Source organism: Collinsella sp. LCP19S3_A6 (assembly GCF_052122015.1).
GTDB lineage: Bacteria > Actinomycetota > Coriobacteriia > Coriobacteriales > Coriobacteriaceae > Collinsella.
The window spans coordinates 131,804-148,141 of the sequence record NZ_JBQKDD010000004.1; the positions used below are offsets into that span (position 1 = coordinate 131,804).

17 protein-coding genes are annotated in these 16,338 nt (G+C 60.2%); 4 read left to right on the forward strand and 13 right to left on the reverse strand.

Annotated features, from left to right (window positions below):
* Nucleotides 1–124 precede the first annotated feature (124 nt).
* The 3 genes from pth (at nt 125) to gltA (ending at nt 3,353) form a co-directional block, all read left to right on the forward strand.
* Complete coding sequence (pth, locus tag ACTQVX_RS03990) at nt 125–754, forward strand: aminoacyl-tRNA hydrolase (RefSeq protein ID WP_427717993.1); 630 nt, start codon at nt 125–127, stop codon at nt 752–754.
* Between the two features lie 359 nt (nt 755–1,113).
* Nucleotides 1,114–1,953 carry a sulfide/dihydroorotate dehydrogenase-like FAD/NAD-binding protein gene (locus ACTQVX_RS03995; RefSeq protein ID WP_006235793.1) on the forward strand — a complete coding sequence of 280 codons (840 nt, stop codon included), beginning with the start codon at nt 1,114–1,116 and terminating at the stop codon, nt 1,951–1,953.
* Nucleotides 1,944–3,353: an NADPH-dependent glutamate synthase gene (gltA, locus tag ACTQVX_RS04000; RefSeq protein WP_441560292.1), complete on the forward strand. Its 1,410-nt coding sequence runs from the start codon at nt 1,944–1,946 to the stop codon at nt 3,351–3,353. Before ACTQVX_RS03995 ends, gltA begins: the two co-directional genes overlap by 10 nt.
* 128 nt (nt 3,354–3,481) lie before the next feature.
* Here gltA and ACTQVX_RS04005 read toward each other — a convergent pair whose 3' ends face one another.
* The 13 genes from ACTQVX_RS04005 to purF form a co-directional block, all read right to left on the reverse strand.
* Nucleotides 3,482–4,105, reverse strand: a complete 624-nt coding sequence (locus ACTQVX_RS04005; protein ID WP_427717988.1) for an AAA family ATPase — start codon at nt 4,103–4,105, stop codon at nt 3,482–3,484.
* Between the two features lie 173 nt (nt 4,106–4,278).
* Nucleotides 4,279–4,917, reverse strand: coding sequence for an amino acid ABC transporter permease (locus ACTQVX_RS04010; RefSeq protein WP_055285379.1), 639 nt, complete (start codon nt 4,915–4,917; stop codon nt 4,279–4,281).
* Between the two features lie 3 nt (nt 4,918–4,920).
* Entirely contained in the window at nt 4,921–5,667 is a 747-nt protein-coding gene (locus ACTQVX_RS04015; protein WP_441033137.1) for an amino acid ABC transporter permease, read from the reverse strand.
* 25 nt (nt 5,668–5,692) lie between these two features.
* Nucleotides 5,693–6,568, reverse strand: a complete 876-nt coding sequence (locus ACTQVX_RS04020) for a transporter substrate-binding domain-containing protein (protein ID WP_441033134.1) — start codon at nt 6,566–6,568, stop codon at nt 5,693–5,695.
* An 8-nt stretch (nt 6,569–6,576) separates the two neighbouring features.
* Nucleotides 6,577–7,308, reverse strand: coding sequence for an amino acid ABC transporter ATP-binding protein (locus ACTQVX_RS04025; protein WP_022094215.1), 732 nt, complete (start codon nt 7,306–7,308; stop codon nt 6,577–6,579).
* Nucleotides 7,309–7,676: 368 nt separating this feature from the next.
* Entirely contained in the window at nt 7,677–8,120 is a 444-nt protein-coding gene (locus ACTQVX_RS04030) for a GatB/YqeY domain-containing protein (protein ID WP_427795123.1), read from the reverse strand.
* 54 nt (nt 8,121–8,174) lie between these two features.
* The gene (locus ACTQVX_RS04035; protein ID WP_441033130.1) at nt 8,175–9,398 is read right to left on the reverse strand and encodes a peptidylprolyl isomerase; all 1,224 of its coding nucleotides are present in this window, start codon (nt 9,396–9,398) and stop codon (nt 8,175–8,177) included.
* A 179-nt stretch (nt 9,399–9,577) separates the two neighbouring features.
* Nucleotides 9,578–10,045 carry a PTS sugar transporter subunit IIA gene (locus ACTQVX_RS04040; protein WP_427793748.1) on the reverse strand — a complete coding sequence of 156 codons (468 nt, stop codon included), beginning with the start codon at nt 10,043–10,045 and terminating at the stop codon, nt 9,578–9,580.
* Between the two features lie 65 nt (nt 10,046–10,110).
* The gene (locus tag ACTQVX_RS04045) at nt 10,111–10,578 is read right to left on the reverse strand and encodes a PIN domain-containing protein (protein ID WP_427747589.1); all 468 of its coding nucleotides are present in this window, start codon (nt 10,576–10,578) and stop codon (nt 10,111–10,113) included.
* A complete protein-coding gene (locus ACTQVX_RS04050) occupies nt 10,575–10,919 on the reverse strand; it encodes a type II toxin-antitoxin system RelB/DinJ family antitoxin (protein WP_441560294.1) in 345 nt (114 codons plus the stop codon). The genes ACTQVX_RS04045 and ACTQVX_RS04050 overlap by 4 nt, the downstream gene beginning before the upstream one ends.
* A 233-nt stretch (nt 10,920–11,152) precedes the next feature.
* Complete coding sequence (purN, locus tag ACTQVX_RS04055) at nt 11,153–11,860, reverse strand: phosphoribosylglycinamide formyltransferase (RefSeq protein WP_427728849.1); 708 nt, start codon at nt 11,858–11,860, stop codon at nt 11,153–11,155.
* Nucleotides 11,850–12,953 (reverse strand): phosphoribosylformylglycinamidine cyclo-ligase, encoded by a 1,104-nt coding sequence (gene purM / locus ACTQVX_RS04060; RefSeq protein ID WP_154516718.1) that lies wholly within the window; start codon nt 12,951–12,953, stop codon nt 11,850–11,852. Before purM ends, purN begins: the two co-directional genes overlap by 11 nt.
* Nucleotides 12,954–13,109: 156 nt before the next feature.
* The gene (gene purF / locus ACTQVX_RS04065; RefSeq protein ID WP_441560296.1) at nt 13,110–14,780 is read right to left on the reverse strand and encodes an amidophosphoribosyltransferase; all 1,671 of its coding nucleotides are present in this window, start codon (nt 14,778–14,780) and stop codon (nt 13,110–13,112) included.
* Between the two features lie 297 nt (nt 14,781–15,077).
* Between purF and ACTQVX_RS04070 the strand changes: the two genes are divergently transcribed.
* Nucleotides 15,078–16,307, forward strand: coding sequence for a putative ABC transporter permease (locus ACTQVX_RS04070; RefSeq protein ID WP_441560298.1), 1,230 nt, complete (start codon nt 15,078–15,080; stop codon nt 16,305–16,307).
* Nucleotides 16,308–16,338 lie beyond the last annotated feature (31 nt).

Below are 16,338 nucleotides of genomic sequence, written 5' to 3' on the forward strand. Positions count from 1 at the left end.
TAACTGTCCATCCCGGCTTCTGACGACTGTCCAAACGCCCTCATGCGGCCTCAATCACCCTCCATTTGACAGCAGCAACGGGGTCGCTCACCATAGCAGGCGACAAATCGATGAAAGGAAGCACATGGCAGCTGCACAGCCGCTTAAGATTCGCATGGTTGCCGGACTTGGCAACCCTGGCGATGAGTATGCCGAGACCCGCCACAACGCAGGCTTTAAGGCAATCGACGAGCTGGCGCGTCAGGCCGGCGTCACGTACTGGAAAAACCAGGCCGGCGCCGAGGTCGCGCTCATCAACATCAACGATCCAGAGGAAGAGGGCGGCAAGCGCCAGATTGTGCTGGTCAAGCCGCAGTCGTACATGAACACCTCGGGCGGCCCCATCTCCAAGCTTTGCCGCGAGTACAAAATCAAGGCCGAGGAGCTGCTCGTAATCCACGATGAGCTCGACATTCCCGCCGGCGACGTGCGCGTCAAGGTGGGCGGCGGCCACGCCGGCCACAACGGCCTGCGTTCCATCATCGACAAGATGGGCAGCCGCGACTTTAGCCGCATCCGCACCGGCATCGGCAACCCTCCCGGCAAGATGGCTGTCGCCGACTACGTGCTCAAGCAGCTGCGCGCCCGCGAGGCCGAGGACTTCCAGGACACCTGCGCCCGCGCCGCCGACGCCGCCGGCCTGGCGATTGTGCACGGCGTAATCTATGCCCGCGACCACGTCAACGGCTCCGCCTCTGCCAACGGCAAGCACTAAAACCTACCAAAAAGGGATGTTTATTTTGGCAGATTTTATATGCGAAAACGCCGCAGCGGCCGCATCGCAATAAACCCTGTGCCGCCATACATACCCAACACCCCAAAAGGGGCCGGCCTCACCGATGTGCAAGGCCGGCCCCTTTTGTCGTTTTATCTGATAAAACCCGCCAAAATAAACCTGTCTCTTTGTGCTAAATCACTTTTCCCGCCTGCCAAAGATACACGTAAGCAACATGTCCATGAGGGTATAATCTACACCGTATGTCTGCACAACGCCTGTGCGCGTACGGTTTTATTCGGGCTGCCGTCCATTTCCGTGGAGGCACGGTTCGGTTGCCCTAACAAGAGAGGGGTTCTATGTATAAGATCCTGGAGAAGACGCAGTTCTCGGAGAAGGTGTTCAAGTTCCGCATCGAGGCGCCTGCAATCGCCAAGCATGCGCACGCTGGACAGTTCCTCATGGTTCGCGCCAACGAGACGGGCGAGCGTGTCCCGTTTACCCTGGCCGGCTGGAACGGTGACGAGGGCTGGGTCGAGTTCATCTTCATGGTGATCGGCAAGACCACCGAGATGCTTTCCACCTACGAGGCCGGCGAGTCGCTGCGCGACGTCGTAGGCCCGCTGGGCGTTCCCACCGAGATGGCCGAGGGCCCCTGCGCCGTCATTGGCGGCGGCGTCGGCCTGGCAATTGCCTTCCCGGTCGCCAAGCACCTGGTCGAGACCGGCCACGAGGTGCACGCCATCATGGGCGCTCGCACCAAGGACCTCCTGCTCATGGAGGACCAGTTCCGCGAGCTCCTCGACGAGGACCACATCCACATCACCACCGACGACGGTTCCTACGGCGAGCAGGGCGTTGTCACCGCTCCGCTGGAGCGCCTGCTGCAGGACAAGGCCGTGAGCCAGGTCTTCTGCGTCGGCCCCGTTCCGATGATGAAGTTCTCGACCCTCACCGCCCAGAAGTACGACACCCCCATCACCGCGTCGCTCAACCCCATCATGGTTGACGGCACCGGTATGTGCGGCTGCTGCCGCGTCGAGGTGGGCGGCGTGACCAAGTTTGCTTGCGTCGACGGCCCCGACTTCGATGCCACCCTGGTCGACTGGGATGACCTTCGTGCCCGCCAGGCCGCTTACCGTTCCGAAGAGGGCGAGTCCCTCAAGGCCTATGAGGAAAAGAGCTGCGCATGCCACTAGTTAACGGTCGTTTCGTTACCGATATGAAGTCGCCCCGCACCCCCGATAACGAGGAGCCGGCTGCCGAGCGCGCCTGCGACTTCCGCCCCGTCGACAAGGGCTTCACCGAGGAGATGGCGCTGGCCGAGGCCGAGCGCTGCCTCAACTGCAAGAAGCCGCTCTGCGTCGAGGGCTGCCCCGTCAACATCAACATTCCCCGCTTTATCGAGCAAATCCGCGAGAAGGACTTTGGCGGCGCCCTCGATACCATCCGCGAGGACTCCATGCTTCCCGCCATCTGCGGTCGCGTCTGCCCGCAGGAGAACCAGTGCGAGGGCAAGTGCATCCGTGGTAAGAAGTCCGAGCCCGTGGCCATCGGCCAGCTCGAGCGCTTCCTGGGTGACCGCCCCGAGCTCGCCTCCACGCCCAAGATGGCTCCCAAGAACGGCAAGAAGGTCGCCGTCGTCGGCTCCGGCCCGTCCGGCATCACCTGCGCCGGCGAGCTCGCCCGCAACGGCTTTGACGTTACCGTCTTTGAGGCCTTCTTCACCGGCGGCGGCGTGCTGGTCTACGGCATCCCCGAGTTCCGTCTGCCCAAGGCGGTCGTCAAGCGCGAGATTGACGGCCTTGAGGACATGGGCGTCAAGTTTGAGTACAACTCCGTCGTGGGCAACATGGCCACGGCCGAGGAGCTGTTCGAGCAGGGCTTCGACGCCATCTACGTGGCGACCGGCGCTGGCCTGCCCAAGTTCCTCAACGTCCCCGGCGAGAACCTGCCCAACGTCTTCTTCGCAAACGAGTACCTCACCCGCGTGAACCTGATGAAGGCCAACAAGTTCCCCGAGTACGACACCCCCACCAAGCACGGCAAGAACGTCGTCGTCTTTGGCGGCGGCAACGTGGCTATGGACGCTGTCCGTACCGCCAAGCGCCTGGGCGCCGAGCACGCCATCATCGCCTACCGTCGTACCGAGGACGAGATGCCCTGCCGTCGCGCCGAACTGCACCATGCCAAGGCCGAGGGCGTCGAGGTTCTGCCGCTCGTCTCCCCGCTCGAGTTTGTCGCTGGCGAGGACGGCTCCGTGTGCGCCGTCAAGGTCCAGAAGATGGAGCTCGGCGAGCCCGACGAGTCCGGCCGTCGTCGCCCGGTGCCCATCGAGGGCGCCATCGAGGAGATCCCCTGCGACGTCGCGATCTCGGCTATCGGTACCAACGCCAACCCCTTCGCTGCCAAGATCGGCGGCAAGATGGAGCTCAACAAGTGGGGCTACATCGTTGCCGACGAGGAGACCGGCCAGACCACCGATCCCCGCATCTGGGCCGGCGGCGACATCGTCACCGGTGCCGCTACGGTCATTCTGGCGATGGGCGCCGGCAAGAAGGCCGCCGCTTCCATCACCAAGAGCCTGCTGGGCGAGTAATCACCTACAGCGCTAGCCACCAAACGGCAAAGTCCCCGTCGGGCACACGCCCGGCGGGGACTTTTTTCTATGCCAGCCGCTCGATCATCACAAAGGTGCCTGTCCCCTTTGTGATGGCTTTTGGTCGGCTAGCCTTCGAGCTGAGCCACTTTGTAGCGGTAGGCAGCGGCTATGACGTCTTTGCAGCCCTCGCGACCCAGCTTGGCGCGGTTGACGACGATATCCTTGCCGCTCGTCATCTTCCACTTTCCGGCGCTGTAGCGCTTATAGAACGCCTCGCGTGCCTTCTGCTGCTGCTTGACCAGCTTGGCGCCCTTCTTTTTGTTGAGCCCACGCTTCTTGCGCACGATCTCGACGCGGTCCTCAAAGGGTGCGGTCACCAACACGGCAATGTGATTAGGGTTGTTACGCAGCAGGTAATCGGACAGGCGACCCTCGATAATGCAGCTCTCGGTCTCGCCCAGGTCCAAAATCACCTGGCTCATCTTTTGGAACAACTTGTCCGAGTACGAACGCGCATCGTAGCGGTCGGGCAGAAACGCCATGTTCTCCACGGCCAGACGCTCGTCATAGGCGGCCATCTTATCGAGCGACTCACCCGCGCGCATCGACGCACGCACCAGCAGCTCGTTGTCGTACAGCGGAATTCCCAACTCGTTGGCAAGCATGCGGCCAATCTCGTGGCCCTCGGCGCCAAAGTCGCGCGCGATGGTAATGACCACAGGATTCTTCTTGTTCTCCAGATCGCTCATCGCGATTCCTTTCTCTATGTGACAAAGGGACAGTCCCTTTGTCACATTCATTTTGCCCCCACCTTCGTCCTGGTTTCCCAAGTGCGGCAGATTGCCCCGAAAGAGGAGCGCCGCGTACTAAATGTACGCAAGCGATGATTGAGGGGCAAGGTGCCGTGCTTGGGGAAGCAGGACTATGCGGCCACAATGCGACGCTGATATGCCCTCACCAGCAGCGAGATACCAAAGTTGAGCACAAAGTACATCGCAAACACCAGGCCGTAGAGCATAAGCACCTGCGACAGGTCGATCGCGTGGGCCATCACGACGTTTGCCGTGTACATGAGCTCGGCCACGTTAATGCCCGAAAGATACGAGCTGTCCTTGATGACGGTCGTGCACTGGCTAAACAGCGCCGGAATGATTGTCTTAAACGTCTGCGGCAGAATGATATAGCGCATGGTGGCAAAGAAGCCAAAGCCCTGGCTCTGCGCCGCCTCAAACTGGCCGCGCGGAATCGAGTTGAGGCCGCCACGCACAATCTCGGCCATAACAGCGCTGGTAAACAGCGTAAAGGCGATGGTCGAAATCACAATGTCCAAACCCTGCACCGTAAAGTAGATGAACAGGATCCACAGCAAGTTTGGCGTGCAACGGAACAGCTCGATATAGGCGCTCACCAAAATACGGAACGGACGGGGCGCGTAGCTTTTAACGAGCGCCAGCACCGTGCCAAAGATGAGCGAGAAAAAGATCGACAGCGCCGAGATCTCGATTGTCTTAACAAAGCCGCCCCAAATGTAGAGCAGGTTGGTCGCGTTGAAGATTTCCATGCGCTAGGCCTCCTCTACGTTGTCGAGCCCCAGCTCGGCCAGGCTCATGCCGCGCGGGCGCTCCTTGGAGCGGCGCTCGAGCCACTGCACCAGCATGGCGAGCGGAAAGCAGATGATGAAGTACATAAGGCAGCAGACGATGTATCCCTGCAGGTAACCGTACAGACTCACAAAGTTGTCGGAACGGTACATAAGGTCGCCGCCGGCCACAAGCGCCAGCACCGACGTGTTTTTGACCAGGTTGAGTGCCTGGTTACACAGCGGCGGCAGAATGATCTTGAACGTCTGGGGCAGCACGATGTAGCAGTATGCCTGCGCACGGGTGAAGCCCTGGCTCTGGGCCGCCTCCATCTGGCCACGCGGAACGGCCTCGATACCGGTACGGATGACCTCCGAAATGTAGGCAGCGTGATACAGGCCCACGCCCAAGAAGCCCAGCACAAACGGCGCGATACGCACCGGCTGGTCGGCACCGGTTATGGCCTGCAAAAACTGCGGACCGGCCATGTACATAAAGAGCACCTGCACGGGCAGCGGGGTGTTCTGGTAAAACTCCACGTACACGCGGCTTATGGCGCGCAGAACGCGAGAACGAGTGGTAGAGAACACGCCAAGCAGCGTGCCCAACACCAGCGACAGCAGCAGGCCGGCAACGACCACCTGCATCGTCACGCCAAAGCCCTCCCAGAAGGGCCCCATGTTTTGGAATGTCGTCGACCAGCGGTCGGCGTCAAACAATCCTTCGAGCATTTGATTCCTTCCTTGGACGATGCGCCTATACAAGACCCCAGGTCTTGACCTCTTGGTCGAGCCAGCCGTCGGCCAGGCGATCGCATATCACCTGATCGACCACGGCCGAAAGATCGCAGCCCTTCTTGGTCGCCACGCCGTAGCCCTGCTCGCCAAACTTGACCTCGGGTTGCAGCAGCTCGACGGTCTCGTTCATGTAACCGGCCAGCGTGGAGCGGTCCATGGCAAAGACGTCGATATTGCCGGCATCGAGCGAACTCTTAATGATGGGGTAGCCGCTAAAGGCCCTAAACTCGGGCTTGCAGCTAAAGCCGTTGTCCTTGATCATCTGCTCGATCAGGCCCTGCGTGGTGGCACCCTGGCTCACGCCAATGACCTTGCCGTCCAGGTCCTCAATCGAGGTAAAGCCCGAACGCTTCTTGACCATGAGTCCCACGTAGTCGGTACGGTACGGCGTCGAGAAATCCCAGCTCTTCTTGCGCTCGTCGGTGATGGTGTAGGTCGCCGCGACCACGTCGAGCTGGCCGTTATCGATCAGCGGGCCGCGCGTCTTGGGCGTTACGTCAGTAAACTCGACAAGCTCCTGGGCACGGGCCTCCTTGTAGCTCACGCCAAAGACGGCAGCGGCGATCTGGTAGCACAAATCGACCTCCATGCCCTCAAACCGGCCCTTGGCGGTGTCGTAATAGCCGTAGCCAGGAACGTCCTTCTTAACGCCGGCATTCAGATGGCCACGCGACTTGATGGCCGCAAGCTTAGACCCCTTGTCGGAGTCCTCGCCGCCGGTGGAGTTGCCGCAGCCGGTAAGCGCGGTCCCCGTCAGCGCGAGCATACCGGCGCCCGCCAGCTGCAAAAAGTGGCGGCGCGACACGGCCGCCCTCGTCATATCCGTCATGTCCATCACCGCGCCTAGTGCAGAATCTTGGACAGAAACTCGCGGCAGCGCGGGTTCTCGGGGTTATCGAAGAAGTGCTCGGGTGTGCCCTCCTCCAGGATGCGGCCGTCCTCCATAAAGATGACGCGGTCGGCCACCTGGCGCGCAAAGCCCATCTCGTGCGTCACGCAGATCATGGTGATATCCTCCTGCGCGAGCTCAATCATAACGTCCAGGACTTCCTGGACCATCTCGGGGTCGAGCGCCGAGGTCGGCTCGTCAAACAAGATGATGGGCTGCTTGGTGCACAGGGCACGGGCAATGGCGATGCGCTGCTGCTGACCGCCCGAGAGGTTCTGCGGATACTCGCCGGCCTTATGCGCCATGCCGACGCGCTTGAGCGCGGCGATGGCGATCTCGGTCGCCTCCTCCTTACTCTTCTTTTGCAGCTTGATGGGCGCGAGCGTCAGGTTGCCCAGCACCGTCATGTTGGGATATAGGTTGAACTGCTGAAACACCATGGAGCTGTACTTGCGAGCCATCTCCAGGTGATTCTTTTTGGTGAGCGGCGTACCGTCGATGACGACCTCGCCCGACGTGGGCTCCTCCAGATAATCGACGCAACGGATGAGCGTGGACTTGCCCGAGCCGGAAGGCCCGATCATTACGAGCTTCTCGCCGCGCTTGACGGTGAGGTTGATATCTTTGAGCACATGCAGGTCGCCAAAGTACTTGTTGAGATGCTTGATCTCGATCATGTCTGCCATGAATATCCCTTCCCTGCGCTTACACGAATTGCTCTATTTTACGGAAAGAACCACGTTTCCGCAGCCCACACTACATTCCCGTAAAGAACCCGCAACCTTTAACCCACTCATTGGGGACAGGCTTAAATGAGTACCCAGCCCACCAAAAAGGGGCGCGACCATGACGGCCACACCCCTCAAGACCCGAAAATAATACAACCGCCCTTGTTGAGCATAAGTCAGCGAAAACCCGTACACGCGAGCAAGGTGACGTGAAATGAAAGGGCGCAGACCTCATGGTCGCGCCCTTGAAATTGAACGTCAGATTGCCGCGTGTACGGGTTTGCAGCGTCGAGCCGTTACGCGGTTTGGTAAAACCGCGTAACAAATTACGCGAGTTTGCCGCCGACAATCTTGGCAGCTGCAGGCTTATCGAAGTTGCCGCCGGTGGCCTTGCCGAGCGCCCCCATAACCTGGCCCATCTGCTTCTTGGACGTGGCGCCCAGCTCGGCGATGACCTGCTCGATCAGCGCCTCGAGCTCCTCGCCCGAAACCTGCGCGGGCAGTAGGCTCTCCAGAATCTTGACCTGCTCGGTCAGGTTGTCGGTACGATCTTGATCGGTACCGGCCTTGATGGACATCTCCAACGTCTCGCTTGTCTGCTTAATCAGACGCTTGATCATGCTGTTGACGTCTTCCTCGGTCACGTCGCGGCGCTCGTTGACCTCGATGTTCTTAACCTCGGCCTTGACCTGGCGAATGATAGACAGGCGAACCTTGTCCTTGGCCTTCATGGCGGCAATCATTTCCTGCTGCAGCTCTTCGTTGGTCATCTGCAAATCCTCCTCAATAACATGGGCGGCACTCGCACGAGCACCGCCCCTTGATTACTCAGTCGTCGACGAATCGTCGGTCGAGCTCTTGGTGACGCCCTTCAGGCTCACGTTATAGGGCACGTCCTTGGGCATGGGGTTGACGGTAATGTCGGCATCCTTCGTGTACTTCTCCAGCCACTCGTTGTATGCCGTGCCCGATGCCTGGGTCTTCACCACATTGGAAACGTACTTCTTAATAGCCTTGGGCACCTGATTGATGTCATCGACCTGGCCATCGACATGGAAGTAGTCGGTGCACTTGATGATGTGGTAGCCATACGTCGACTCGACCACGTCGCTCACATCGCCCTTGTTAAGGCCCTCGAGCGCCGTCTGGTAGCTGTCGACAAAGGTGGTGAGCTTATCCCAGCCCACGTCACCCTTCTTCTCCTTGGAACCGGTGTCGTCGGAATACTGCTTCACGGCATCCTCAAAGCTCAGCTCGCCGGAGTTGATCTTATCCAGGCACTCCTGCGCCTTGGCCTTGGCGGCGGCCTTGTCCTCGTCCGAAGCGTCGGAATCAACCTTGATCAGGATGTTCGACGAGCGGCGGGCATCGTTGTAGTTAGACAGGTTCTCGTTAATGTAATCGACAATCTCGCTGTCCTTGGGCTTGCTGGTGGGAGCAACGGCATCCTTAAGCTTCTGCTGCGCCAGGCTCTCCTTGAGCGAGTCCTTGTAGGTGTCCTCGGTATAGCCGTAGGTCTTAAGGGTCTCCTTAAAGGTCTTGGCGCCGCCCGCGCTCTTGCAGGCGTCCTTCCAAGCCTTCTCTACTTCCTCGTCCGAAACCGTCACGCCGTTCTCCTTCTGCGCCTGCTGGAGCAGAATCTGCTGCGTATAGGAATCGATGAGCTGTTTGCGGTACTTCTTGGGCGTCAGGTCATTGTCAACCAGATACTGCGCCCAATCCTCATCCTTGGTGTAGCCGTAGGACGTGCGCATGCTCATGATCTGCTTGGTTACGGTGTCCTCGGTGAGATTGGTTCCGTTGACGGTAGCAGCCACACCGCCGGTCAGTTTGTAACCCGAGTTATTGTTCTCGGTCTGCGACATCAAACCGGAGCACGCCATGGCCGAGACGGAAAGCAGCATTGCCAGCACGCCGATAACCACCAGGACGATCTTGACGGTCTTAGACACGTACGTCTTGCGCTGCTTCTTGCGAGAGCTGGAGGCAGCGCGGGACCGTTGCTCGGGCGTCGGTGCGGCCTCGGAGTTCTTTTTCTTGTTTGCCATAGTTGGCCTTTCGCATCACGAATCGAACAAACGTCATTGTGTCACAACGCAGCCCCGCGGCACACCTGGTGCATGGGAGACAGGTTAATCTGCACCATTTTGGTGCAAAGGGGACAGCTCCGACAGCTAGGGACGTTCCTTTTCTGCCGGCAGTTAGGGACAGTCCCCAAATGCCGGCCCTAGAAGTGGCGGCGGATGGCGTCGACCATGCCCTGGGACGAAGTCTGGCCGAGCACGTCGGCTGCGGCGTCAGCATCCATAAAGATATTCATAAGCGCTTGCAGAGCCTCGACCTGGCCGCCCGGCTCGGCAATACCCAGATTGATGATGATCTGCGCCGGCACGGGGGCACCCATACCCGCCATAGCATTGAACGTCACGGGCGCGGAGGGCTTCATCACCGCGATATAGGGCTTAGCCACAAACCCCGGATCGGTATGCGGAATGGCAATATTGGCCGCCGGCATAGCGAGGCCCGTGGGATAGATGTCCTCGCGCGTACGGACGGCATCGAGCCAACCGGACGCAATGTAGCCGCGCGGAGCGAGCTCGCCCTCGAGCCGCGCAAACACCTCATCCGGCGTCGCGCACTCCCAATCAAAAAACACCAGCTCAGGCGCGAATAGCATCTCGGCGTTATCCGCCATACCGTCCTCCAAAGTTGCATGAGGTTCACAATGCCCCATATGATAGCGAAACCAGACAGGCAAGGTTAGCCGAGGATCCCAATCATCTCGAGTGCGCGGGCAGGCGTCAAGCACACCTCGGGCATCGCCTCCAGCATGCGCCGGTCGCTCGTGACCACGTAGTCAACATCTGCCGTCTCGCCCGAAGCGATGATGAGGTTGTCTTCGAGATCCGGCATGCGCTTGCCAAGCATGCGCGCCATCTCGCACTCTGCCAACGAAAGCGGAGAGGCAGTTGCCACCTGCATCATGTGCTCGATGCAGGCCCATGACGCCGAGGCAAACGACACGTTAATCCCATTCGCATTCCGCCGGGCCAGACGCCGAGGCAGGATATAGAACACATCCTTTGCCGTCGTGGGCGTGTACAGAAGGTCAATCTTTCCCGCTTCGGCCAGTTCAACTAATCTCTTCGCTTCGTCGAACGCCCCCTCTTGCAGGTAATAATCGAGCCAAACGTTCGTATCTACCAAGAGATGCTTTGCCTCGATCATCGACAATTCGCCTCAATATCGGCACTCATCGTGTCATACATATCATCTCGTACGGCGTCCCAGTCTTCCGCAGATGATCCAACTGGCGCAAAATCCGAAGCATTTAGCCCCAGCGATGAAAAAGCTAGGCCACACCCCTGCTCAGCCAGGCTCTCCTCACGGAGTGCCTCACGCTTATCCGCCACCATAAATCCCGGCAACGTTTGATGCTCGACGAGATAGGCCCAAAGCGCACGAACGGCATCGCTCGGCCCCAATCCATTGCGAGCCAGGACCGCATCGCCACCAGCTTTGAGCATAGGATCGATTCGCGTATTGAGCTGCACCGTCGCTGTACCCATAGCGGCTCCTCTCTACTTGCTAGCAGTATAGCAAACATAAAAGGCCACGCAAAAGGGCCCCGCCCACACACGGACGAGGCCCTATCGGATTTCTTGGAATGGGAATGGTGCCCGTCACGTTATCCAAAGCCCAAAATCAAAGAGGTATTAAGCTGATTGGGGCACATGTGATTCCATATGCCCCAATCAGCTTTTTGATAGTTTACGTCGCAAGGAAAACCAGGCGAATCCTTTTACGCACGATGGCGCGCCGGATCAATTGCCACCTTACCGCTCTCCAGCACGTGGACGCGGCCGTCAGCGAGCATCTGCACGACCTCGGGATACAGCACGTGCTCGATCGCATGGATGTGCTCCTCGAGCGTGTCGACGTCCCAGCCTTCCTCAACGGCCAGCGCGCGCTGGGCAATGATGGGGCCGTTGTCGTAGATCTCGTTGGCAAAATGCACAGTCACACCGGTCACCTTGACGCCGCGCGTAAAGGCATCGTCGATCGCATGCGCACCGGTAAAGCTCGGCAGCAGCGCCGGATGCAGATTGACAACGCGGTTGGGGAACGCCGCCAGCAGCGGCGTATGCACCATGCGCATGTAGCCAGCCATGACCACATACTCGCAGCCGCGCTCGAGAAGCTCGTGCGCAATAATCTCGTCGGCGGCGATAGGGTCGGCGTAGACATCCTTGGAGAGCGTCAGCGTCTGGATACCCGCACGCTCTGCACGCTGCAGGCCCTTGGCCGAAGGACGGCTCGACACCACGAGCTCGATCGAAGCATTGAGCTTGCCGGCGGCGATCAGGTCGACGAGCGCCTGTAGGTTGGTGCCCGAACCGCTGATGAGCACGCCGATCTTGAGCGGCTCGGTGGTATCGGTGCCGGTCGGACGGGTATAGGGCGCAAAACCCAGGCCCTCGGCGGCAGCCGTCTGCTCGTTAGCGCTCATCGGAGTACACGACCTTACCGGAGCCCTCGACGCATTCGCCCACGCGGAACGGCTTCTCGCCCAGCGCGACCAGGGCATCGGTTACCGCGGCCTCATCTTCGGGAGCGACAATCAGGCACAGGCCGACGCCCATGTTGAAGGTCTTGCATGCCTCGTTGGGCGTAAGCTCGGCCTGGTGCGAAACATAGGCGATGACGGGCGGAATGTCCCAGCCCATCTCGGCGCCATTGCGGGTGACCACGGCGTCGACGTCGTCGGCCAACGCACGGTTAAGGTTCTCGGTGATGCCACCGCCGGTGATATGGGCGATGGCGTGCACCGGAGCGCCGCCGCGGAGCAGCTCAAGAATCGGCTTGACGTAGATGCGCGTGGGGGCCAGCAGAGCGTCTGCCAGTGATGCGCCGCCGAGCTCCTCGAGCGGACGGCTCAGCTCCTCGGCCTTAGCGGCGGCCTCGGGCGTACCAGGCTTGATGCCGTCAACGCCGATGACCTTACGCACGAGCGAGTAGCCGTTGGAGTGCACGCCGGTGGAGGGAAGGCCCAGAATCACGTCGCCGGGGCGGACGTTGGCGGGGTCGAGCATCTTGGGACGGTCGACGACACCCACGGTAAAGCCGGCGAGGTCGTAGTCGGCGGGAGCCATGACGCCCGGGTGCTCGGCCATCTCGCCGCCCACGAGCGCGCAGCCCGCGAGCTTGCAGCCGTCTGCCACGCCCTTGATGATCTTTGCCATGTGCTCGGCCTCGATGTGACCGATGGCAACATAGTCCAAAAAGAAGAGCGGCTCGGCGCCCGAAGCCAAAATGTCGTTGACGCACATGGCGACCAGGTCCTGGCCCACCGTCTCGTGACGGTCCATGATCTGGGCGAGGACGAGCTTGGTGCCCACGCCGTCGGTACCGCTGATCAGGATCGGGTCTTCCATATCCTTAAGCGCGGCGGCCGAGAACAGGCCGCCAAAGCCACCGATGCCACCGATAACCTCGGGACGGTTGGTATCCTTAACCATTTGCTTAATAGCGTCGACGGCGCGGCCGCCCTCGGCGGTATCGACGCCGGCATCCTCATACGTCACATGCTTGCTGTCGCTCATCTGAGCCTTCCTCTCCCACTACCGTTTGACACACAGACGCCAAACAGTGCTCATAGTTGCGTTCATATCGGCGCACACCGCAGCGGTGCGCGCCGTCATATCAACAAAACAGCAGATAAAACCTGCCAAAATAAACCTGTCCCTAAATGGCAGGTTTTAGGCCTCGCCGTGCTTCTCTTCCCAGCTGCGGTCATCGTATTTCTCGACCACGGCGTCGTCGCCAAAGTGCAGCGGCTTATCCAGGTTGCGGGGCTTAAAGCCCTCCATAAACTTGTCGCGGCCAAAGCTCTCGGGAATCGCCACGGGATAACGACCGGTAAAGCACGCATCGCAGTAGCCGCCCTTGGGCATGACCTTCAGCAGGCCCTCGACCGAAAGGAAGGCCAGCGAATCGGCGCCAATGTACTCGCAGATCTCATCGACCGTCTTGTTAGCGCTGATGAGCTGCGACTGCACGTCGGTATCGATGCCGTAGAAGCACGGCCAGATGACCTCGGGCGAGTTGATGCGGATGTGAATCTCCTTGGCGCCGGCGTTGCGCAGCATCTTGACGAGCTGCACCATGGTGGTGCCGCGAACGATGGAGTCGTCGATGACGACCAGGCGCTTGCCCTCGATATTGTCGCGCAGTGGATTGAGCTTCATGCGCACGCCCATGGCACGCAGCTCCTGCGTGGGCTCGATAAACGTACGGCCCACATAGCGATTCTTGATGAGGCCCTCGCCAAAGGGAATGCCGCTCTCGCGCGAATAACCCTCCGCAGGCGGCAGGCCGGAGTCGGGCACGCCGATGACCAGGTCGGCATCGACGGGCTCCTCGTGTGCCAGCTGACGACCCATGTCGTAACGGCAGGCGTAGACGCTCTTGCCATTCATGATGGAGTCGGGGCGGGCAAAGTAGACCTGCTCAAAGATGCAGTTAGCGGGCTCTTTGGCAGCGGGCACACCCTGCTCGGATACCAGGCCCTCGGCACTGATGCGCAAGATCTCGCCGGGACGGACATCACGGACATACTCGGCGCCCACGATATCGAGTGCACATGTCTCGGAGGCAACGACCCAGCCGCCAGCGCGCGTGACATGAGCGGCAGCGTCGACCCTCGCGGCGTCGTCTTGCGACGGTAGCTGCGAAACGGATGCGGCGTCGGCCTGGTCCAGGCCCTCGTCCACGAGCTTGCCCAGCACCAGCGGACGAATGCCATGCGGGTCACGGAAAGCGTAGAGTGCCTGCTCGTTGATGAGCGTCATGGCGTAGCCGCCGCGCACGAGCTCCATGGTCTTGCGAATGCCCTCGCGCAGGTGGCCCGTACGCTGGGTAAAGTAGCCAATGAGCTTGGTCGCGACCTCGGAATCCGAATTGGAGAGGAACGGCACGCCGAGCTCGATCAGCTGGCGGCGCAGCTCGTCAGTGTTAACCAGGGTGCCGTTGTGCGCGAGCGCGATGATGACGCTGTTGATGGTGGAAAGATGCGGCTGCGAGGCTTCCCAGCTCTTGGCGCCGGCGGTGCCATAGCGCACGTGGCCCACAGCCAACTGGCCGGAGAGCGTCGACAGGTCGGCGTTGGAGAACACGCGATCGAGCAGTCCCAGGTCTTTGCGAACCATAACCGTGCCGCCATCGCCCACGGCGATTCCCGCCGATTCCTGGCCGCGATGCTGCAGCGCACGCAGACCAAAGTACGTCAGTCGAGCCACGTCGCGATCGGGTGCCCACACACCAAAGATGCCGCATTCCTCATGCAGCTGGTCGGAGTCCGGATCATACGTCGACATGGTCGTCACCCGTCCCGTAGCACGCTCGGCCGCGCGGATGGTTTCTTGAGACATGGCATCCCCTCAGAGCCTCGTTATTTGTCGTTACCTGCCTTATTATACGCACGGCAAGACAAGCACTCCCGCGCATGAACAGCGGTTTTTAAAAGCCCACCGAGCTTATAATCCGTTTTGCGGCCAAACATTTTATTGGGCAACCCGCCCTCGGGGCCAACAGTCCCGTATGTTTCCGTCGCGACGCGTCTCGCCCACCGTTAGGGCTTACATTGCTGCAATTGGGCCATTCGTCCTGTCTTTTAGCAGGTCGGCGGCGTATCCTTGTAACCTACAACAAAACGAGAAAGGTTCCGTATGGATCGAAACGAACTCGACCCCAGCGTCCCCAGCGCCACGGAGGTCAAGAAGATTCCCCTCATCATTAAGGTGTACGCCGTCCTGTGCATCCTGTCCGGCGTAGGCACGCTCCCTTCGGTCGGCGCCTTTATGTGGCAGGTCATCACCGCGCTCATCAACGGCAACGCCGCCGCCAAGCTCGGCGACAACACGCTCGTCGCGGTCGGCCTTATCGTCGCCGGCATCATGCTCTCGGCGGCGAGCGCGGTCATCTTGATCATCTTTGGCCTGGACCTCATCAAGAACCAGCGCCGCAACGCCGCGCGCCTGTCCTATATCCTTATCGCACTTACCGTCGTTGAGCTTTTGGTCGACGTGATGCTCCAGGGTATCGGGCCGTTCTTGCTGCGCCCCGCCATCCAGCTCGGCATCCTCGTCGCGCTTTCGGCCACTGTTGACCCAACGCTTCGTCAGGAGCGCGAACTGCAGCGCCGCCTGCAGGAGATGCTCGATCGCGACGCCGCCGCCGAGGGCATGCTCGGCCGCGATGAGACCGGCGAGGGCTACATCAAGCTCAACTACTTCAACCTGTTCTGGGTATTCTTTGTCTGCTGCGTGCTCGGCCTGATCATGGAGGACATCTGGCACATGACGGTCGACGATCCAGGCGTCTACCAGAACCGCGCCGGCATGCTATTTGGCCCCTTCAGCCCCATCTACGGATTTGGCGCCGTACTCATGACCATGGTGCTCAACCGCTTCTACAAAAAGAACCCCATCATTATCTTTTTGGTGAGCGCCCTGCTTGGCGCAAGCTTTGAGGTCTTTGTGGGCTGGTTTATGCAGACCTCGTTCGGTGTGGTCTCGTGGAGCTACTCGCATATGAAGCTCTTTGGCATGCCCGATCCGCTCGCCGTGCTTACGGGCGGTCGCACTTGCACGGGCTTCGCCTGCCTGTGGGGTCTGGGCGGACTCATCTGGATCAAGCTGCTGCTGCCCAGATTGCTCAAGCTCATTAACATGATTCCCTGGAAGAGTCGCTACTCAGCCACCGTCATCTTTACCATCATCATGCTGGTCGACGGCGTCATGACGCTGCAATCGCTCGACTACTGGTACCAGCGTGTCAACGGCACGGCCAGCGATATTCCCGTTGCGCAGTTCTACGGAAAGTACTTCGATAACGAGTATATGGAAAATCGCTTCCAAAGCATGACCATGAGCCCCAAGGACGCCACACGCGTGTAGCGAGCGCCGGCACAAAACAGCCCCAACACAC